General features: G+C 68.7%; 18 protein-coding genes. 8 read left to right on the plus strand and 10 right to left on the minus strand.

What is annotated here, in order from left to right; all coding sequences use genetic code 11:
- Positions 1-80: 80 nt before the first annotated feature.
- On the minus strand, positions 81-731 hold the full coding sequence (locus ACX9GQ_RS02725; protein WP_459628004.1) for an alpha/beta hydrolase: 651 nt from the start codon (positions 729-731) through the stop codon (positions 81-83).
- A 293-nt stretch (positions 732-1,024) separates the two neighbouring features.
- On the opposite strand from ACX9GQ_RS02725, the gene ACX9GQ_RS02730 reads away from it, so the two are divergent.
- The 8 genes from ACX9GQ_RS02730 (at position 1,025) to ACX9GQ_RS02765 (ending at position 8,586) form a co-directional block, all read left to right on the plus strand.
- A complete protein-coding gene (locus tag ACX9GQ_RS02730) occupies positions 1,025-2,206 on the plus strand; it encodes a cysteine desulfurase family protein (RefSeq protein WP_459628005.1) in 1,182 nt (393 codons plus the stop codon).
- Positions 2,207-2,265: 59 nt separating this feature from the next.
- On the plus strand, positions 2,266-3,735 hold the full coding sequence (sufB, locus tag ACX9GQ_RS02735) for a Fe-S cluster assembly protein SufB (protein ID WP_459628006.1): 1,470 nt from the start codon (positions 2,266-2,268) through the stop codon (positions 3,733-3,735).
- 94 nt (positions 3,736-3,829) lie between these two features.
- On the plus strand, positions 3,830-4,579 hold the full coding sequence (gene sufC / locus ACX9GQ_RS02740; RefSeq protein WP_459628007.1) for a Fe-S cluster assembly ATPase SufC: 750 nt from the start codon (positions 3,830-3,832) through the stop codon (positions 4,577-4,579).
- A 9-nt stretch (positions 4,580-4,588) separates the two neighbouring features.
- Complete coding sequence (sufD, locus tag ACX9GQ_RS02745; protein ID WP_459628008.1) at positions 4,589-5,920, plus strand: Fe-S cluster assembly protein SufD; 1,332 nt, start codon at positions 4,589-4,591, stop codon at positions 5,918-5,920.
- Between the two features lie 116 nt (positions 5,921-6,036).
- Positions 6,037-7,275 carry a cysteine desulfurase gene (locus ACX9GQ_RS02750; RefSeq protein ID WP_459628009.1) on the plus strand — a complete coding sequence of 413 codons (1,239 nt, stop codon included), beginning with the start codon at positions 6,037-6,039 and terminating at the stop codon, positions 7,273-7,275.
- A 15-nt stretch (positions 7,276-7,290) separates the two neighbouring features.
- A complete protein-coding gene (locus ACX9GQ_RS02755; RefSeq protein ID WP_459628010.1) occupies positions 7,291-7,668 on the plus strand; it encodes an SUF system Fe-S cluster assembly protein in 378 nt (125 codons plus the stop codon).
- Positions 7,669-7,796: 128 nt separating this feature from the next.
- The gene (locus ACX9GQ_RS02760) at positions 7,797-8,180 is read left to right on the plus strand and encodes a HesB/IscA family protein (RefSeq protein ID WP_459628011.1); all 384 of its coding nucleotides are present in this window, start codon (positions 7,797-7,799) and stop codon (positions 8,178-8,180) included.
- A gap of 4 nt (positions 8,181-8,184) precedes the next feature.
- Entirely contained in the window at positions 8,185-8,586 is a 402-nt protein-coding gene (locus ACX9GQ_RS02765; RefSeq protein WP_459628012.1) for a TfoX/Sxy family protein, read from the plus strand.
- On the opposite strand, the gene ACX9GQ_RS02770 is transcribed toward ACX9GQ_RS02765, so the two are convergent.
- From ACX9GQ_RS02770 to ACX9GQ_RS02810, 9 genes are all read right to left on the minus strand, one after another.
- Positions 8,558-9,613, minus strand: a complete 1,056-nt coding sequence (locus ACX9GQ_RS02770) for a GGDEF domain-containing protein (protein ID WP_459628013.1) — start codon at positions 9,611-9,613, stop codon at positions 8,558-8,560. The two genes, ACX9GQ_RS02765 and ACX9GQ_RS02770, sit on opposite strands and share 29 nt — an antisense overlap.
- Positions 9,614-9,703: 90 nt before the next feature.
- Positions 9,704-11,254: a DEAD/DEAH box helicase gene (locus tag ACX9GQ_RS02775; protein WP_459628014.1), complete on the minus strand. Its 1,551-nt coding sequence runs from the start codon at positions 11,252-11,254 to the stop codon at positions 9,704-9,706.
- A 424-nt stretch (positions 11,255-11,678) separates the two neighbouring features.
- Complete coding sequence (locus ACX9GQ_RS02780; protein ID WP_459628015.1) at positions 11,679-11,927, minus strand: hypothetical protein; 249 nt, start codon at positions 11,925-11,927, stop codon at positions 11,679-11,681.
- 102 nt (positions 11,928-12,029) lie between these two features.
- On the minus strand, positions 12,030-12,599 hold the full coding sequence (locus ACX9GQ_RS02785; RefSeq protein WP_459628016.1) for a cytochrome b: 570 nt from the start codon (positions 12,597-12,599) through the stop codon (positions 12,030-12,032).
- A 170-nt stretch (positions 12,600-12,769) separates the two neighbouring features.
- Positions 12,770-14,851 carry a DNA topoisomerase IV subunit B gene (gene parE / locus ACX9GQ_RS02790; protein WP_459628017.1) on the minus strand — a complete coding sequence of 694 codons (2,082 nt, stop codon included), beginning with the start codon at positions 14,849-14,851 and terminating at the stop codon, positions 12,770-12,772.
- Positions 14,852-15,033: 182 nt separating this feature from the next.
- Entirely contained in the window at positions 15,034-17,016 is a 1,983-nt protein-coding gene (locus tag ACX9GQ_RS02795; RefSeq protein ID WP_459628018.1) for a PhoX family protein, read from the minus strand.
- A gap of 81 nt (positions 17,017-17,097) precedes the next feature.
- Entirely contained in the window at positions 17,098-17,274 is a 177-nt protein-coding gene (locus tag ACX9GQ_RS02800) for a hypothetical protein (RefSeq protein ID WP_459628019.1), read from the minus strand.
- 184 nt (positions 17,275-17,458) lie between these two features.
- Positions 17,459-18,868, minus strand: coding sequence for a type I glutamate--ammonia ligase (gene glnA, locus ACX9GQ_RS02805; protein ID WP_459628020.1), 1,410 nt, complete (start codon positions 18,866-18,868; stop codon positions 17,459-17,461).
- Between the two features lie 85 nt (positions 18,869-18,953).
- A complete protein-coding gene (locus ACX9GQ_RS02810) occupies positions 18,954-19,292 on the minus strand; it encodes a P-II family nitrogen regulator (RefSeq protein ID WP_293857627.1) in 339 nt (112 codons plus the stop codon).
- Positions 19,293-19,563 lie beyond the last annotated feature (271 nt).

Here is a 19,563-nt window from a genome sequence, read left to right on the forward strand (position 1 = left end):
ATGACAAGGCTCCTTTCCAGAAGCCTTGAATCAGCATCGCCACCGCGCCGCTAGACCTTATTGAGTACAGACCCTAGGGGTCAGGCGTCCTTCGGGCCGAGGCGCCGGTCGAGATAGGTGCCGACGACACCCATCAGGTCCTCGACCTTGTTCTCGAAGAAGTGGTTCGCGCCTTCGACCGTGGCGTGCTCGATCTGGATGCCCTTCTGCGTCTTCACCTTCTCGATGACGCTCATGACGTCCTTGATCGGGGCGACGCGATCCTGCGAGCCGTGCACGAACAGGCCCGACGAAGGGCAGGGGGCGAGGAAGGAGAAGTCGAAGCGGTTGGCGGGCGCGGCGACCGAGATGAAGCCCTCGATCTCCGGTCGGCGCATGAGCAGCTGCATGCCGATCCACGCGCCGAAGGAGATGCCGGCGATCCAGCAGGCCCGCGCCTCGGGGTTCACCGCCTGGGCCCAGTCGAGCGCCGCGGCAGCGTCGGAGAGCTCGCCCTGGCCGTGGTCGAAGAGCCCCTGGCTGCGGCCTACGCCCCGGAAGTTGAAGCGCAGCGCGGAAAAGCCGCGCTCCACGAAGCCGTAGTAGAGGGCGTACACGATCTGGTTGTTCATCGTGCCGCCGAACTGCGGATGCGGGTGCAGCACGATGGCGATCGGCGCGCCCTTGGTCTTCGACGGGTGATAGCGGCCTTCGATGCGGCCTGCGGGACCGTTGAAGATGACCTCGGGCATGGGCTTTTTCGACCTCTCGTCCGCCGTTCCTGTCCGGCGTGTTGTCAAGGGTGGCATGGGACCGCCGCGCGCCTTGACTCCGGAGAGCGGTGGCCCCACAATTCTCTTAGAATAATTCTAACAGCGTCGTGCTTCCTCGTCCCTCGCGGGACGGCTCGCGTCGCTGGGGAGCGCAGCTTTTAGCACGGTCGCGGGGGTCGCTTGCAAGCGTTTGCTTGCGGGCGCACCGGTCTTGCGTCCCGAAAAGTTCGCGCAGCGGCAGGCGACGGGATTTCGGGCGGGATTCTTCGGGAATGGCGGGCGCGGCGCGCACCTATCTCGACCACAACGCGACGACGCCCCTGCGGCCGCAGGCGCGCGACGCCATGCTGGCTGCCTTCGCCCATGTCGGAAATCCCTCGTCCGTGCATGCCGAGGGCCGTGCCGCCCGCGCGCTCGTCGAGGCGGCTCGTGAGCAGGTGGCCGCGCTCGCGGGCACCCGACCGGCCGACATCGTCTTCACCAGCGGAGGCACAGAAGCCGCGGCCACGGCGCTGTCGCCGCATGTCGAGGCGGGCGGCAACCGTCGCCCCTTCGACCGCCTTCTGGTGGGTGCCACCGAGCATGCCTGCGTGCTGGCCGGCGGCCGGTTCGCGCCCGAGCGGTTGGAGCGGCTCGCGGTGACCGCCGACGGCCTCGTCGACCTCGGTCGGCTCGACGAGCGGCTGCGCGAGATGACTGCGGCGGGCGAGCGGCCGATGGTCGCCCTGCAGGCTGCAAACAACGAGACGGGCGTCGTGCAACCGGTTGCGCGGGCGGCGGAGGCGGTCCATGCCGCCGGCGGTGTGCTCGTTTGCGATGCCGTGCAGGCGGCCGGGAAGCTCGACTTGCGCGAGGTGGTGGAGGGGGCCGACATCGTCCTTCTGTCCGCCCACAAGATCGGCGGCCCGCAGGGCGTGGGCGCCGTCGCGATCCGCTCCTGCGACGTTCGCCTCGGCCGTCCGCTGCTGGCCGGCGGCGGACAGGAGCGGGGGGCGCGCGCCGGGACCGAGGCAGTCGCCTTGATCGCCGGATTCGGCGCCGCTGCCGCGGCCGTTCGGGCCGAGGGCGAGGCCGAAAGGCTTCGCATCCGCGAGTTGCGGGACGACCTCGAGGCGCGCTGCCGTACGCTGGCGCCCGACGTCGCCGTCTTCGGCGCCGACGCGCCCCGCCTGCCCAACACCGTGCTTCTCGCCATTCCCGGCCTCGCGGCGGAGACGGCGCTGATCGGGTTCGACCTTGACGGGATCGCCGTCTCGTCGGGCTCCGCCTGCTCGTCCGGCAAGGTGCGCCGCTCCCACGTGCTCGATGCCATGGGCGTGGACGCCGCGCTGGCGCAGGGCGCGATCCGCGTCAGCCTCGGCTGGACGAGCACGCCGGACGACGTGATCCGCTTCGCCCGGGCCTTCGAAAAACGTCTTGAAACCCTATCTCTGCGTCGGGAGCGCGCGGCCTGACGCGCGACCCCGACGACGCCTACACCCGCGGCCCTTGAAGCCGTAGAGGAGGACCAGCAATGCCTGCCGTGCAGGAAACCGTCGAAACCGTCCGCTCCATCGATGTGGACCAGTACAAGTACGGCTTTGTCACCGACATCGAGGTGGACAAGGCCCCCGCGGGCCTGAACGAGGACATCGTCCGCCTGATCTCCTCGAAGAAGGACGAGCCGGCGTGGATGCTGGAGTGGCGCCTCGACGCCTACCGGCGGTGGCTGACCATGCGCGAGCCGACCTGGGCGCGCGTGTCCTATCCGGCGATCGACTTCAACGCGATCCACTACTACGCCGCGCCGAAGAAGAACGCGGCGCCGAAGTCGCTCGACGAGGTCGATCCGGCGATCCTGGACACCTACAAGAAGCTGGGCATCCCGCTGCGCGAGCAGGAGATCCTCGCCGGCGTGCAGACCTCCAAGGTCGCGGTGGACGCGGTGTTCGACAGCGTCTCCGTGGTCACGACCTTCAAGGAGGAGCTGAAGAAGGCGGGCGTCATCTTCTGCTCGATCTCCGAGGCGGTGCGGGAGCACCCCGAACTGGTGCGCAAGTACCTCGGGTCGGTCGTGCCGGTGACTGACAACTTCTACGCGACGCTGAACTCGGCCGTGTTCACGGACGGGTCGTTCGTCTACGTGCCCAAGGGCGTTCGCTGCCCGATGGAGCTCTCGACCTATTTCCGGATCAACGAGAAGAACACCGGCCAGTTCGAGCGCACGCTGATCATCGCCGACGAGGGCTCCTATGTGAGCTACCTCGAGGGCTGCACGGCGCCGCAGCGCGACGAGAACCAGCTGCACGCGGCGGTGGTGGAACTGATCGCGCTCGACGATGCCGAGATCAAGTACTCGACCGTCCAGAACTGGTACCCGGGCGACAGCGAGGGCCGGGGGGGCATCTACAACTTCGTCACGAAGCGGGGCGACTGCCGCGGCCGCAACGCGAAGATCTCCTGGACGCAGGTGGAGACCGGCTCGGCCATCACCTGGAAGTACCCGTCCTGCATCCTGCGCGGGGATGGCTCCCGCGGCGAGTTCTACTCGATCGCGGTGTCGAACGGCATGCAGCAGGTCGACAGCGGCACCAAGATGATTCACCTCGGCAAGAACACGACGAGCCGGATCATCTCGAAGGGTATCTCGGCCGGGCGCTCGCAGAACACCTACCGCGGCCTCGTGTCGGCCCACCGCAAGGCGACGGGGGCGCGCAACTTCACCAACTGCGACTCGCTCCTGATCGGCGACAAGTGCGGGGCGCACACGGTGCCCTACATCGAGTCCAAGAACGCCAGCGCCACCTTCGAGCACGAGGCGACGACGTCGAAGATCTCCGAGGACCAGCTGTTCTACTGCATGCAGCGCGGGCTCTCCGAGGAGGAGGCGACGGCGCTCATCGTCAACGGCTTCGTCAAGGACGTGCTCCAGCAGCTCCCGATGGAGTTTGCCGTCGAGGCGCAGAAGCTCATCTCGATCAGCCTCGAAGGCTCGGTCGGCTAACTCATCGCGGCCGCGGCCGGGCGTGCCCCGGCCGTCCGACCGGCGCCGGCCAGCGGCGCGGTCATCGGCCACACCAGTTGCAAGGACGACCCCCATGCTCGAAATCCGCAACCTGCACGTGCAGATCGAGGACAAGAAGATCCTCAACGGCCTCACCCTCACCGTGAACGACGGTGAGGTCGCCGCCATCATGGGGCCGAACGGCTCCGGCAAGTCGACGCTGAGCTATGTCATTGCCGGCAAGGAGGACTACGAGGTCCTCGACGGCGAGATCCTCCTCGACGGCCAGAACCTGCTCGAGATGGAGCCCGACGCGCGCGCCGCAGCCGGCGTGTTCCTCGCCTTCCAGTATCCGCTGGAGATTCCCGGCGTGGCGACGATGACGTTCCTCAAGGCCGCGATGAATGCCCAGCGCAAGGCGCGCGGCGAGGACGAACTGGGCACGCCCGAGTTCATGAAGCGAGTCAAGGCGGCGGCCGAACGCCTTCAGATTCCTCAGGACATGCTGAAGCGGGCGCTCAATGTCGGTTTCTCGGGCGGCGAGAAGAAGCGCATGGAGATCCTCCAGATGGCGCTGCTCGAGCCGAAGTTCTGCATCCTCGACGAGACGGATTCCGGCCTCGACATCGACGCGCTGAAGATCGCCGCGGACGGCGTCAATGCGCTGCGCGGCAAGGACCGGTCCTTCCTCGTCATCACCCACTACCAGCGGCTGCTGAACTACATCGTGCCGGATACGGTGCACGTGATGGCCAGCGGACGGGTGGTGAAGTCGGGCGGCAAGGAACTGGCGCTCGAGCTCGAGGCCAACGGCTACGCCGACTACCGCACCCTGGCGGCCTGAGGACGAGCCATGGCTGACGTGACTCCCATGCGCACGCCCGCCGAGGCGACGCTCGTCGAGCAGTTTCCGGCGGTGAAGTCCACGCTGCCGGGCGACCCGCGCGTCGCCGGCGACCGCGAGGCGGCCTTCGAGGCCTTCCGGGCGCACGGCCTGCCGCACCGGCGGGTCGAGGCTTACAAGTACACTGACCTGCGCACCCTGCTGCGCGAGGCGGCGCCCATCGCACCGGCTCCCGACGCCTCTGCGCTGCAGGCAGCGGCCGCCGTCAACGACATGCTGGCGGGCGTCGACGCCGTCCGGCTGACGCTCGTCGACGGGCATTTCGCGCCGACGCTCTCCGACCTCGCCCGGCTGCCGGCCGGCGTGGAGGCGACCCCGCTGGCCGAGGCGCTGGCGGCGGGGCATCCGCTCGTGACGCAGCACATGGGTGCCGTCGCGCGCGCCAAGGACGATCCGGTGCTGGCGCTCAACGCCGCGTTCATGAGCGACGGCGTCGTGATCCGCGTGAAGGCCGGGACCGCGGTCGGCAAGCCCCTCCTGGTGCGCTCGATCTCCCTCACCGACGCCGCAGCCGCAACCTATTCCCGCGTGCTGCTCGTCGTGGAGGAGGGCGCTTCGGTGACGCTGCTGGAGACCCACGAGGGCGCGCATGGCGGCAGGCAGCAGGCCAACACCGTGGTCGAGGTCGTCGCCGGTGACCGCACGGATGTCCGCCATGTTCGCGCCAACACGCGGGGCGGCCATGCCTTCGACCTGTCGTCGCTGGCGGTCCGCCTCGGCGGGCACGCGGCCTTCTCCTCGGTCGCGATGGCGATGTCGGCCGGCGTCAGCCGGCACCAGGTCATCGTGGCCATGGCCGGCGAGCACTCGACCCTGACGGTGGGCGGCGCGGCGCTGCTCAGCGGCCGCCAGCATGCCGACACGACACTGCTCGTGGAGCATTCGGCGCCCCACTGCGCCAGCCGCGAGCTGTTCAAGACCGTGCTCGACGGCGAGTCGACCGGCGTCTTCCAGGGCAAGATCGTGGTCGAGTCTCAGGCGCAGAAGACCGACGGCCGGATGATGAGCCAGGCGGTGCTGCTCTCCGACGACGCGACCATGAACAACAAGCCGGAGCTCGAGATCTTCGCCGACGACGTGCAGTGCGCCCATGGCGCGACCTGCGGTGCGCTCGACGACGACCTGCTGTTCTACCTGCGCGCCCGCGGGCTGCCGAAGCCTGACGCCGAGGCGCTCATGCTGCAGGCCTTCGTGGGCGAGGCGCTGGACCTCGTCGAGCACGAGGCCGTCCGCGACGCGCTCACGGCCGCCGTCGAGGGTTGGCTGCGGGCCCGCATGTGACGAACGGGGAGGGGAATCCCCTCCCTCGCGCCCGGCGGCGCGACGCGAAGCCCGCGCCGCCGGTCCGCGCTCCCCACGACGAAGAGGGCCCCCGGCGGCCCGGAAGGCGACGTGCAATGACCGCATCCCCCACGCGACCCTTCGACCTCGCGGCGATCCGGGCCGATTTCCCGATCCTGTCGACGGAGGTCTACGGCAAGCCGCTGGTCTACCTCGACAACGCGGCCTCGGCGCAGAAGCCGCGGCAGGTCATCGAGCGCCTGACGCACGCCTACGAGCACGAATACGCCAACGTCCACCGGGGGTTGCACTACCTCGCCAATGCCGCGACGGAGGCCTACGAGGGCGCGCGCGAGAAGGTCCGCGCCTTCCTGAACGCCGAGTCGACCGACGAGATCATCTTCACCCGCTCGGCCACCGAGGCGATCAACATCGTGGCCGGCAGCTTCGGCGAGATGGCGATCCGCGAGGGTGACGAGATCGTCATCTCGATCATGGAGCACCACTCCAACATCGTGCCGTGGCACTTCCACCGCGAGCGCAAGGGCGCGGTGATCCGCTGGGCCATGGTGGACGAGGACGGCAACTTCCTGATCGACGAGTTCGAGAAGCTGCTCAACGAGAACACCAAGATCGTCGCCATCACGCACATGTCCAACGTGCTGGGCACGGTGACGCCGATCAAGGAGATCATCCGGCGGGCCCACGCCCGCGGCATCCCGGTGATGGTGGACGGCAGCCAGGGCGCGGTCCACCTGCCGGTCGACGTGCGGGACCTCGACGCCGACTTCTACGTCCTGACCGGCCACAAGGTGTACGGGCCGACCGGCATCGGCGTGCTCTACGGCAAGCGCAAGTGGCTGGAGCGGATGCCGCCCTACAATGGCGGCGGCGAGATGATCCGCGACGTGACGCTCGACGACGTGACCTACGGCGCCCCGCCGCACCGCTTCGAGGCCGGAACGCCGCCGATTGTCCAGGCGATCGGCCTGGGCGCGGCCATCGACTACATGCAGTCGATCGGCCGCGACGCGATCCTCGCCCACGAGAACCGGTTGCGCGACTACGCGATGGAGCGCCTCGGCGCCATGAACTCGCTGCGCATCTTCGGCCGCGCGAAGGACAAGGGCGCCATCGTCGCCTTCGAGATGAAGGGGGCGCACGCCCATGACGTGGCGACGGTGATCGACCGGTCCGGCGTTGCGGTCCGCGCTGGTACGCATTGCGCGCAGCCGCTTCTGGCGACATATGGCGTGACATCGACTTGCCGGGCGTCCTTCGCCGTCTACAACACGCTGGAGGAGATCGACCGGCTTGCCGAGGCCCTGCAAAAGGCCGAAGCTCTGTTCGGCTGAGCGAAAGCATGGGAAATGACCGACATTGACGCCTCCGCGCCGAACCGGCCCGACATCGAGCCGGCGTCCGCGCTTCCCCCGGAGGAGATCGACCGGCTCACCGACGACATCATCGCCGCGCTGAAGACCGTGTACGACCCGGAGATCCCGGCCGATATCTACGAGCTCGGCCTCGTCTACCGCGTCGAGATCGACGACGACCGCAACGTCTCGATCGACATGACGCTGACGGCGCCCGGCTGCCCCGTCGCCGGCGAGATGCCCGGCTGGGTGGAGAACGCGGTGGCTGCCGTGCAGGGGGTGCAGTCGGTGAAGGTGAGCATGGTGTTCGACCCGCCGTGGGACCAGAGCCGCATGTCCGACGAGGCGCGTGTCGCCCTCGACATGTGGTGAGCCGCGCGGGGGGCGTCCCTCCGCATTGCCGTCGCGGGCCTTCACACCCGCGCAATCGTTGCTAGATTAGGCTGATGATCCGGATCCTGCCCGGGCCTTGAACCCGGCTGGCGAGGTGAGGACGACGAATGGGACTTCCCAAGCTCAAGGTGATGACCGTCACCGATGCCGCTGCCGAGCGCGTGCGCTCGATCGTGGCCAATGCCGACCGCCCCATCGTGGGTGTGAGGGTCGGTGTGAAGAACGGCGGCTGCGCCGGCATGTCCTACACGCTGGAGATGGCGGACGCGGTCCGTCCCGGCGACGAGGTGATCGAGGACAAGGGCGTCACCGTCCTCGTCGATCCCAAGGCCGTGCTCTTCCTGCTCGGCACTGTGATGGACTTCAAGACCACCAAGATGGCGTCGCAGTTCGTGTTCGAGAACCCGAACCAGACGGCGGCTTGCGGCTGCGGTGAATCCGTGGCGCTGACGCCCGCCAAGCCCGAAAGCCTCGCCTCGCTGGGCGGCTGAGGCCATGGACCGGACGGCGCTCGAGGACCTGTTCGAGCCCGTCGGTCCCGTCTCCATCCGCCGCATGTTCGGTGGCTTCGGCGTGTTCGTCGACGGCCTGATGGTGGCCATCGAGGCCGGGGGTACGATCTTCCTGAAGTCCGGTCCCGCATCTGCCGCGCGCTTCGATGCGCTCGGCTGCGAGCCGTTCTCCTTCATGCGGGCGGGCAGGCCGATGGTCACGAGCTACCGGCGGCTGCCGGAGGCCGCGTTCGAAGACCCCGACGAACTGAGGCAGTGGTTCGGGATCGCGCGGGCGGCGGCCATGCAGGCTGCGCAGGACGAAGGTGGCGCGAAGCGACGGGCCCGCCCGGCCGGCATGAAGCCGGCCGATCCGGTCAGGCGACGTCGGACAGTTCGGGATTGAGTTCGCCGTCGGCGACGCAGCGGTTGCGCCCGGTGCGCTTGGCTTCCAGCAGGCAGCGGTCGGCGCGCTCCACCAGCATCGCGGCGGTGTCGCCGCGGGTGTAGGAGGCGATGCCGATCGACACGGTCAGGCGACCCAGCGCCTCGCCGCTCGACCGCTTCACCAGTTCGCGGCCCATGACGGTCTGCCGGATGCGCTCGGCAACCAGCAGGCCCGACTTGAGCGAGGACGCCGGCAGGATCACGGCGAACTCCTCGCCACCGAAGCGGGCGGCGGTGTCGGTGGGGCGCACGGCACCCTTGATCGACATGGCCACGAGCCGGAGCACCTGGTCGCCCGTGAGGTGGCCCCAGGTATCGTTGAACTGCTTGAAGTGATCGACGTCGATCATCATCAGCGTCAGGGGCTCGCCCGAGAGCGCGGCGTGGTCCACGGCGCTCAGCAGCATGTTGTCGAGGTGCTTGCGGTTGGCGAGCGTCGTCAGCGGGTCGGTGAGGGATTCCGTGCGGATCGACTCCAGCGTCTCGCGCAGGTCCTGGATCTCGCCGCGGGTCTCCTGCAGGCGCGCCTCGAGCGTCTGGTTGGTCGCCACCGTTTCCTTGGTGGCGCGCACCAGCCGCGAGATGATGTCGCGCAGGCGGTTGCGGTCGACGAAGCCGTCGAGGTCGCTGGTCAGCGTCTCCAGCGAGCGGCTGTACTGATTGGTCGAGCCCATCGCCAGGTCGATCATCTCCATCACGGAGTTGATCTCGTTGAGCACGCCGAGGCTGGTCTTCTCGGCGTGGCTGGCGAAGCGGGTGGGGGAGAGGAACTGCTCCCAGAGCTGGTCGACGTGCGCCTGCGAGAGCTCGTCGGCCTTGGCGAGAATCTCGTTCAGGGACTTGCTGAGGGCCGGGTTCTGGCCCGAGACGTGAGTGTACCACACCTCGAACGACCGGGGGCCGCCCGATGGCCCGTGGGTCTTCAGCAGCGCGAGGGTGTCCTCGGCGCGCTTGAGGCTGAGTTCCTGATCGCCCGACCGACCCATGGGCATACTCCGACTTTCTGTCGGCGGAGCATGGACCGGTGCGACTTAATGGACGCCTAACAGTTCACAACCTGATGGCGTAGAAAGGAGTTAACGCACCCTCACGGAACGCAACAAAAACGACGGCACATGGTCGCCGAGACCGACCACGGGCGGGCCGTCGTCGCGGTCTTCGCGGCGCGGGCGGCGCCCTTCGTCGCGCGGGCGCGGGGCCTCCTGCGGGCGCGGTGCACGCGGGGAGGGGGCAGCGCCCTCGGCCTGCTGCGGCCTGTCCTCGCGCCGGGGTCTCTCCTCCCGACGCGGCCGGTCCTCGCGGCGGGGCCGCTCTTCGCGATGAGGGGCCTCGGAGCGCTCCTCGGCTACGGGTTCGGCGGCCGGCGCGGCCTCGGTGCGACGCGAACCGCGCTCGCCCCCGCGTTCACGGCGGCCTCTCTCGCCGCGTCCGTCCCGCTCGCGACCGCCCCGACGACCGCGCCGGTCCCGGCTGCCATCGCCGTCGCCATCGCCGTCGACAACGGAGGTCGGGCCCTGCCACTCGACGGGCTGGCCGATCATGCTCTCGATCGCGGACAGCGCCTTCGAGTCCTCGCTGGTGACGAGGGTGAAGGCGGTGCCCTTCTTCCCGGCACGGCCGGTGCGGCCGATGCGGTGGACATAGTCCTCCGCGTGGTGCGGCACGTCGAAGTTGACGACGTGGCTGACGTCCGGGATGTCGAGGCCGCGCGCCGCCACGTCGCTGGCGACGAGGAGCTGCGTCGTGCCGTTGCGGAAGCTCTCGAGCGCGGCCATGCGGGCGCGCTGGTCCATGTCGCCGTGAAGGGCGGCGACGCTGAACCCGTGCCGCTCGAGCGACTTGTATAGCACCTGCACGTCGCGCTTGCGGTTGCAGAAGATGATCGCGTTCTTCAGGTCCTCGGCCCCGCGCAGCACAGTGCGCAGCGCGTCGCGCTTGCTGTGGGGCTCGCGGCCGGCGGCGATCAGGCGCTGGGTGATGGTGGAGGCGGTCGTCGCCTGCCGGGCCACCTCGATGCGCGCCGGGTTATGGAGGAACGTCTCGGTGAGACGCTGGATCTCCGGCGGCATGGTGGCCGAGAAGAACAGCGTCTGGCGGGTGAAGGGCACCAGCCGGCAGATGCGCTCGATGTCAGGAATGAAGCCCATGTCGAGCATGCGGTCGGCCTCGTCGATCACGAGGATCTCGATGCCGGTGAGCAGGAGCTTGCCGCGCTCGAAGTGGTCGAGCAGGCGGCCGGGGGTGGCGATCAGCACGTCGACGCCCCGGGTGATCTTGGCGTCCTGGTCGCCGAAGGAGACGCCGCCGATGAGCAGCGCCACGTTGAGCCGCTGCTGCACGCCGTACTTGTTGAAGCTCTCCTCGACCTGCGCAGCGAGTTCGCGCGTCGGCTCGAGGATGAGGGTGCGGGGCATGCGCGCCCGCGCACGGCCCTGCTCCAGCAGCGTCAGCATGGGCAGCGTGAACGCCGCCGTCTTGCCGGTGCCGGTCTGGGCGATGCCGAGGACGTCCCGGCGCTCGAGAACATGGGGAATGGCCTGGGCCTGGATCGGCGTGGGCGTCGTGTATCCCGCGGCCGTGACCGCATCGAGGACCTTCTGGCTCAGTCCGAGTTCGCTGAAGTTCATCTGTGTGAGCCGCCTCTTGCCGCGGCGATCGACGCTCTGTCGGGAGAAAGGAAGGGCGGCCGGATGAGACGCGTCGATGACAATCGTCGGCCTGACCTTCGAAGGTTCGGCGCAACATAGGCAGATTTGACGGCAAGTCAATCTGTTGCCGGGAAACGCGGTGAAAGAGACGACACCAGATGAGGGTGAGCGGCGGCCCTGTCGGCGACCTTTCGCCGTTCGGGTTGACCTTGAGGTGCCGAAATCGACGCCGGGCCCGCCGATCCGTGAAAAACGCGGCCCAGGCCTTGGAGCCGATGCTCCTTCGGGGCCATGCCCTGACGAAGGATGAAGGTCCTCAGGGCCGAATCGGCACACAAGAACCGCCGATCTCCGGCGGCGACGACTTGGCTTTGCTTTCGAAAGGCGCGACGAAGCGTCCGTGTCAGGACTTCCGCTGGCCGGTGCACGGATCGAGCACCACCGGGCGGCCGCTGACCGAGCCGGTGGTCAGAGGATCGAGGATCGAGCGCATGCCCTCGATGGACTGGCGCGGCGGCGACTGCTGCGCGGCGAGCATGGCGTAGTCCGTGAGGCGCAGGCCGGAGAGGTGGTGCACCGCCGCGACGCCGCCGATGCACAGGATGCCGCCGGCCAGCAGGGTCGTCTTCAGCAGCGTGAAACTTCCGTCCATTCCAGCCTCCATCCTCGGTCCGAAGATGGAGACGCCATGGTTAACCGCCGGTTAGCGGCACGGCCGGGCCGGTGACCGCCCGGCTATCGCTTCTCCACGCCGTCACGGCCTGCCGGGTCCGGACATGCGGGCCATGGTGCCGTCCCGCAGCACCACCTGGTGCCAGATCGCCGCGACCATATGGAGACCGGCGAGCCCCATGAGCGCGAAGGAGAGCAGCTCGTGGATCTCCTTGGCGGGGCGGGCGAGGGTGCGGTTCGCGGCGACGGGGGAGGGGATCTCCATGAAGCCGAGCTCGATGCCGCGCCCGCGCAGGAAGAGCGTCGCGAGGCCCGCCGCCAGGACGGCGGCCATCAGCAGGTAGAGGGCCAGATGGCCCCAGTGCCCGAGCCGCTCGACGAGCGGGCTGACACCCGCCACCGGGGGCGGCGCGCCGCGGACGAGGCGCCAGAATACGCGGAAGCCGAGCAGGACGACCAGCGACACGCCCACGAGCACGTGCACCTGGACGACCGCGTCCTCCATCGTCTTCGGAAATGCGTCCACGCCGAGGCCGAGCGCGAAGGCGACGACGATCAGCAGTGCCATCGACCAGTGGAGGGCGCGGGCCACGGCGTCGTAGCGGGCGGGCTCGGCGGCTGGGAGCGTGGTAGACGTGATCGAAGCGGACATGATGGACCCCTTTCTCTGCGGCATCGGCGGGGCGTCCGCGGGGGTCGGATCCCGTCACGACGCCAGCTTGCACCCCGCGCGGTGGCACGATGCTGACCGGATCATGACGAAACGGTCATGATCCGCCTTGCGACGGATCATGGTCCGGGGGATCGAGCGTGCGCCGGCGGCTAGAGATCCACGAGGTCCGTGGCGAAGGCGGCGCGCTCCTGGATGAAGCTGAAGCGGGCCTCGGGCTTGTTGCCCATCAGTCGCTCGACCGTGTTGGTCGTGTCGAGCCGCTCGTCGGCCTCGACCCGGACCTTGAGGAGCGTGCGCTTCCTCGGGTCCATCGTCGTTTCCTTGAGCTGCCCCGGCATCATCTCGCCGAGGCCCTTGAAGCGACCGATCTCGATGTTGGACTTGCCCTTGAAGACCGTCTTCATGAGTTCGTCCTTGTGGGCGTCGTCGCGGGCATAGACCGTCGTGGCGCCGTGGCTCAGCCGGTAGAGGGGCGGCACAGCGAGGTAGAGATGCCCGTTGTCCACAAGCCGTGGCATCTGCCGGAAGAAGAACGTGATGAGCAGCGATGCGATGTGGGCGCCGTCCACGTCGGCGTCCGTCATGATCACCACCTTCTCGTAGCGCAGGTCTTCGTCGCGGTAGTGGGAGCCCGTGCCGCAGCCGAGAGCCTGGACGAGGTCCGACAACTGCTGGTTGGCCGCGAGTTTGTCGCGCGTCGCGTTGGCGACATTGAGGATCTTGCCGCGCAGGGGCAGTACCGCCTGCGTCTGGCGGTCGCGGGCCTGCTTGGCCGAGCCTCCGGCCGAGTCACCCTCGACGATGAACAGCTCCGACCCTGCCGCGCCCGCCGCCGAGCAGTCGGCGAGCTTGCCGGGCAGGCGCAGCTTGCGCACGGCGGTCTTGCGGGCGACCTCCTTCTCGGCGCGGCGGCGCAGGCGCTCGTCGGCGCGGTCGATCGTCCAGTCGAGCAGCTTCGTGGCCTGCGAGGGCGAGGCGGCGAGCCAGTGGTCGAAGGCGTCCCGCACCGCGTTCTCGACGATGCGGGAGGCCTCAAGCGTCGCCAGCTTGTCCTTGGTCTGGCCCTGGAACTCCGGCTCGCGGATGAACACCGACAGCATGGCGGCGCAGGTCACCATGACGTCGTCGGCAGTGACGTTGGCGGCGCGCTTCGACTGGCCGATGCGCTCGGCGTGGTCGCGCAGTCCGCGCAGCAGGGCGATGCGCAGCCCACTCTCGTGCGTGCCGCCCTCGGGCGTGGGGATGGTGTTGCAGTAGGAGTTGACGAAGCCGTCCTCGCCGCCGCCGAGCCAGGTCACGGCCCATTCGAGCGATCCGTGGCCGCCGGGCTTCTCCACCTTGCCGGCGAAGATCTGCTCGGTGACGAGGTCGCGGCCCTCGATTTCGCGTGCAAGGTAGTCCTTGAGGCCGGCGGGGAAGCGGAACGTCGCCTCCGGCGGCACGCCCTCGACGCCCTCGAGCAGGGCCGGCGCGCAGGACCAGCGAATCTCGACGCCGCCGAAGAGGTAGGCCTTCGACCGCGCCATCTTGAACAGCCGCCGCGGCTGGAACCGTGCCTCGGCGCCGAAGATCTGCGCGTCCGGGTGGAAGCGCACGCGCGTGCCGCGGCGGTTGCGCACTTCGCCGAGGTGCTCCACCGGGCCCTGCGGGATGCCGCGGGAGAAGATCTGCCGGTAAAGCTGCTGGCCGCGCGCCACCTCCACCTCGAGCCGGTCCGACAGCGCGTTGACGACGGACACGCCGACGCCGTGCAGGCCGCCGGACGTCTCGTAGACCTTGCTGTCGAACTTACCCCCGGCGTGCAGCGTGGTCATGATGACCTCGAGCGCCGACTTGTCCGGGAACTTCGGGTGTGGGTCCACGGGGATGCCGCGGCCGTTGTCGGTCACCGTGAGCGAGCCGTCCTCGGCGAGCGCCACCTCGATGAAGGTGGCGTGGCCGGCGACCGCCTCGTCCATCGAGTTGTCGATCACCTCGGCGAAGAGGTGGTGCAGCGCCTTCTCGTCCGTGCCGCCGATGTACATGCCCGGCCGGCGGCGGACGGGCTCCAGCCCCTCCAGCACCTCGATCGAGGCGGCCGTGTAGCCGGCCTCGCCGGGCGTCCCCTGCGGCGAAGTCTGCGGTGTGACCTGGGCGAGCTGCGGCTTCTTCTTCGCCGCCTGGGCTCCGCCGCCCTCGGGCAGCTTGCGGGCCGCCGAGCCGTCACCGAAGAGATCGCCCGAATTCGCCATGCCGCGCTGGTCCTTCCGAAGCCCGTCGCCCGTCCGATTCGCGGGCGTGCATCTTGCCACGGGGGCTGGTGTGACGGGAACGGATCGGAAACGCAAGGCCCCGCCGGCGGGGCCGGCGGGGCTGTGGATGAATGCAGGCACCGCGCGGCACCCCGCGCGGACGCCGGGAGACGGGCCTGCCGTCAGGACGCGATCTTCCCGCCGCCCTTGCGCGTCACCACCACCACGGAAGGGCGCGGCGGCATGCCGGCCTGGAAGTCCGGCCAGCGGGTCGACGGGGCCTCGAACGTCGCCGGGGGTGCCTTCGGGTCGTCCTCGTCGCCTTCGCCGGGATGCTGGACGGCGAGGAAAAGGGTCTCGTCGTCTGCCGTGAAGTAGGGACCGCACATCTCGGCGCCGTTGGGGCAGCGGAAGAACAGCCTGGAGGTGCCGCGGGCGGCGCCCTCGGTCTCCAGCGCCCAGAGGCCGTCGGCGCGCCCCGTCTTCGCCGGCGAATTGCCGTCGGTGGCGATCCACAGCCGCCCCTGCGCGTCCACGGCGCAGTTGTCCGGCATGCCGAACCAGCCGTCCTTGCTGGTGGCGGGGTTGAAGCTGGCGCCGACGGCGGCCACCGAGGGGTCGCCGCAGCGCAGCAGCACGTCCCAGCGGAAGCTGCCGGCCGCATGGTCGCCGTCCGGCGGGATCATCTCGACGATGTGGCCGAAGCGGTTGTCCGCTCGGGGATTGGCCGGGTCGACCTGTTCGGCGCGGCGGCGGGAGTTGTTCGTCAGCATCACGTAGACGCGGTTCGTCTTCGGGTTCGCCTCGACGTCTTCCGGGCGGTCCATCTTCGTCGCGCCGAGGAGGTCGGCGGCCCGCCGCGTCTCGATCAGAACGTCGGCCTGGCTGCGGAAGCCGTTCGCCTCGGTGAGCGGTCCCTGGCCGAAGACGAGCGGCAGCCACTGAAGGGTACCGTCGGCGGCGAACTTCGCCACCGACAGCGTGCCCCGGTCGAGCAGGTCGCGGTTGGCGGCGCGGTCCTGCGGATCGACGCGACCCTCGGACACGAAGCGGTACACGTAGTCGAAGCGCTCGTCGTCGCCCTGGTAGACCACGTAGCGCCCGTCGCGGTTGACGATGCCGGCGGCGCCCTCGTGCTTGAAGCGGCCCATGGCCGTGCGCTTCACCGGGGTCGAGGCGGGGTCCGTCGGATCGATCTCGACCACCCAGCCGAAGCGATTGGCTTCGTTCGGCTCTTTCGCGACGTCGAAGCGGGGGTGGTGGACACCCCAGTTGTAGAAGCCCCCGGGCGCCCCGTACCGTTTCAGGTTGCGCTCCTCGGGGTGGCCGTCGGCCTTGCCCCAGAAGTAGCCGTTGAAGTTCTCCTCGCAGGTGAGCCACGTGCCCCACGGGGTCACGCCGCCCGCGCAGTTGTTGAGCATCCCGAGCACCCGACGCCCCTCGGGGTCATAGGAGGTCTTCATCCGGTCATGGCCGGCGGCGGGGCCGGAGATGGCCATCGGCGTGTTGGCGGTGATGCGGCGCGCATAGCGCGAGCCGGGCACGACCGCCCACTTGCCGGCCGTGCGGCGGATCTCGAGGACGGATCCGCCGTGGGCGGCCATCTCGATGTCGACGAGGTCCTTCGTCATGGCCCGGAAGGCCGCTTCCTTCGTGTCCTGCCGGCCGATGGTGGGAAACATCAGCTCCTCGTTCGTGTATTCGTGGTTCACGACGAGAAGGCCGTGGTCCGGCCCCGAGAGGGGGATGAACCCGAGATAGTCGTTGTTGTAGCCGAACTGCTTCTCCTGCGCGGCCGCCGTCTGTTTCAGCGGGTCGAAGGGCGGTGCGTCCGGCAGGACGGGGTCGCCCCAGCGGATCAGGATGTCGGCGTCGTAGCCCTCTGCGACGTAGTGGCGCTCGTCCGAGCCTGCCGCCACCTCCTGGAACCTGAACGAGGGCGTCACCGCCGCGCCCTGCGCGCGGGCCTTGTCCGCGGCGGCGATGGCGAGGGGCGAGGCGGTGGCGCCGATCGCGGCGACGGCGAGGGAGCCGCGCAGCACGTCCCGGCGGCTGAACCGCGCCGCGACGAGTTCTCCCATGGTCGGGTTCGCGCTGGCGTTCGTCCCGGCGTCCTCCGACGCCTCGTACGCGACGGAGATCGGCATCTGCGGGGGCTGGGTCATCGGCGCTGCTCCGGGAGTGTGTACCGCAGAGCTAACGGCTGATGATGACGCTCTTGCAACAGCGGTGACGGCGCAGGCGCGTCAGATGCCAGCGAGCCGCAGGACGATCCAGGCAATCAGGAAGGCGAGGCAGAAGACGAAGAGCGCCGGCAGCAGCGCGGCGGGCGCGAGGGCGCGACCGCGGGCGCGCGGAGCGGCCAGAAGCCACGCGAGCGCCACCACCAACCCGACGATGGCGGCGATCTCATTGCGCGGCATGGGGGCTCCCGGATGTCGTTGGGGGTGCGGTCCCAACGCGGCAGCCCTTGCGGCGGTTGCCTGACGCGGGCGAGGCCCCTTCGCGATCTGCGACAGGCGTGGGAGGGGGCCGAACGCAGACGGGGCGCCGTGAGGCGCCCCGTCGCGTGGAGACGTGCGGGCCGACAAGGCGGCCCTGAAAATCTCAGTAGGAGTAGTACATCGAGAACTCGACCGGGTGCGGCGTCATCTCAAACTTCATGACGTCCTGCATCTTCAGCTCGATGTAGCTGTCGATGAAGTCGTCGTTGAAGACGCCGCCGGCCTTGAGGAACGCGCGGTCCTTGTCGAGATTCATGAGCGCCTCGCGCAGCGAGCCGCACACCGTCGGGATCTTCTTCAGCTCGCGCGGGGGCAGGTCGTAGAGATCCTTGTCCATCGCGGCGCCGGGGTCGATCTTGTTCTGGATGCCGTCGAGGCCGGCCATCAGCATGGCCGCGAAGGCGAGGTAGGGGTTCGCCATCGGGTCGGGGAAGCGCACCTCGACACGCTTCGCCTTCGGCGAGGTAGTGAAGGGGATGCGGCAGGACGCCGAGCGGTTGCGGGCCGAGTAGGCCAGCAGAACCGGGGCCTCGTAGCCCGGGACGAGACGCTTGTAGGAGTTCGTCGACGGGTTGGTGAAGGCGTTCAGCGCCTTGGCATGCTTGATGATGCCGCCGATGTAGTACAGGCAGGTCTCGGAGAGATCGGCGTACTTGTTGCCGGCGAAGGTCGGCTTGCCGCCCTTCCAGATCGACTGGTGGACGTGCATGCCCGAGCCGTTGTCGCCGTAGATCGGCTTCGGCATGAACGTGGCCGTCTTGCCGTAGCTCTGGGCGACGTTGTGGATGCAGTACTTGTAGATCTGCATCTGGTCGGCCATGAGCGTCAGCGTGTCGAACTTCATGCCGAGCTCATGCTGGGCCGAGGCCACCTCGTGGTGGTGCTTCTCGACCTTGACGCCCATGGACGCCATGGCCGCGAGCATCTCGCCGCGCATGTCCTGGGCGCTGTCCTGCGGCGGGACCGGGAAGTAGCCGCCCTTGGTGGCGATGCGGTGGCCGAGGTTGCCGCCCTCGTACTCGGTGTCGCCGTTCGTCGGCAGCTCGATCGAGTCGAGCTTGAAGCCCGTGTTGTACGGGTCGGCCGTGAAGCGGACGTCGTCGAACACGAAGAACTCGGCCTCGGGTCCCACGAAGATGGTGTCGCCGATGCCGGTCGACTTCAGGTAGGCCTCGGCCTTCTTGGCCATGCCACGCGGATCGCGCGGGTAGGGCTCGCCGGTCGTCGGCTCGAGCACGTCGCAGACGATCGACATCGTCGAGGCCGCAAAGAACGGGTCCATGGTCGCCGTGGACGGATCCGGCATCAGCGTCATGTCGGACTCGTTGATCGCCTTCCAGCCGGCGATGGACGACCCGTCGAACATCGTGCCTTCGGCGAAAATGTCCTCGTCGATCATCGACACGTCGAAGGTGACGTGCTGCCACTTGCCGCGCGGGTCGGTGAACCGGAAGTCGACGTACTTCACGTCGTTTTCCTTGATCGCCTTGAGGACATCCTTGGCGGTCTTCATCAGTAAAATCCCTCTGAACGGAGTAGGTCTCGATGGTGGGTGTCTCTGAACGGCCGCGGGAGCGACGATCAGGGTCTCAGCGGCGTCAGATCGCGTCCAGGCCGGTTTCGCCGGTCCGGATGCGGATCGCCTCCTCGACCGGCGATACAAAAATCTTGCCATCGCCGATGCGGCCGGTCTGTGCGGCGCGGCGGATGGCGTCCACCGCCCGTTCGACCATGTCGTCCGGAAGCACGATTTCGATCTTCACCTTCGGCAGGAAGTCGACGACGTATTCCGCGCCCCGGTAGAGCTCGGTGTGCCCCTTCTGCCGGCCGAAGCCCTTGGCCTCGGTCACGGTGATGCCCTGAAGTCCGACGTCCTGAAGGGCCTCCTTCACGTCGTCGAGCTTGAAAGGCTTGATGATCGCCTCGATTTTCTTCATCGCATGCCCGCTGATACGGTCCGTCCAGGGCTGAGAGCCGCGCCCGGAACACGACCGTGGCTGCTTAGCATCAACCATGCCTGACCGCCATCGCCATCTGGCTGCGGGCGACGGGTGAGGCGGACCGGCAGACTGACCGCGGCGTGCGGCCAATCAGTGGGCATAGTTCGCCTATAAAATAGGCAAATGCCCCATTCGAGAGCAAGTCATCCTGCCGGTGGCGTGCCGGCGGCGTAACGGCAGGGCAGGGACTGCCCGCCCCTGAGGCAGG

The sequence above is a fragment of the Alsobacter sp. R-9 genome, assembly GCF_054612375.1.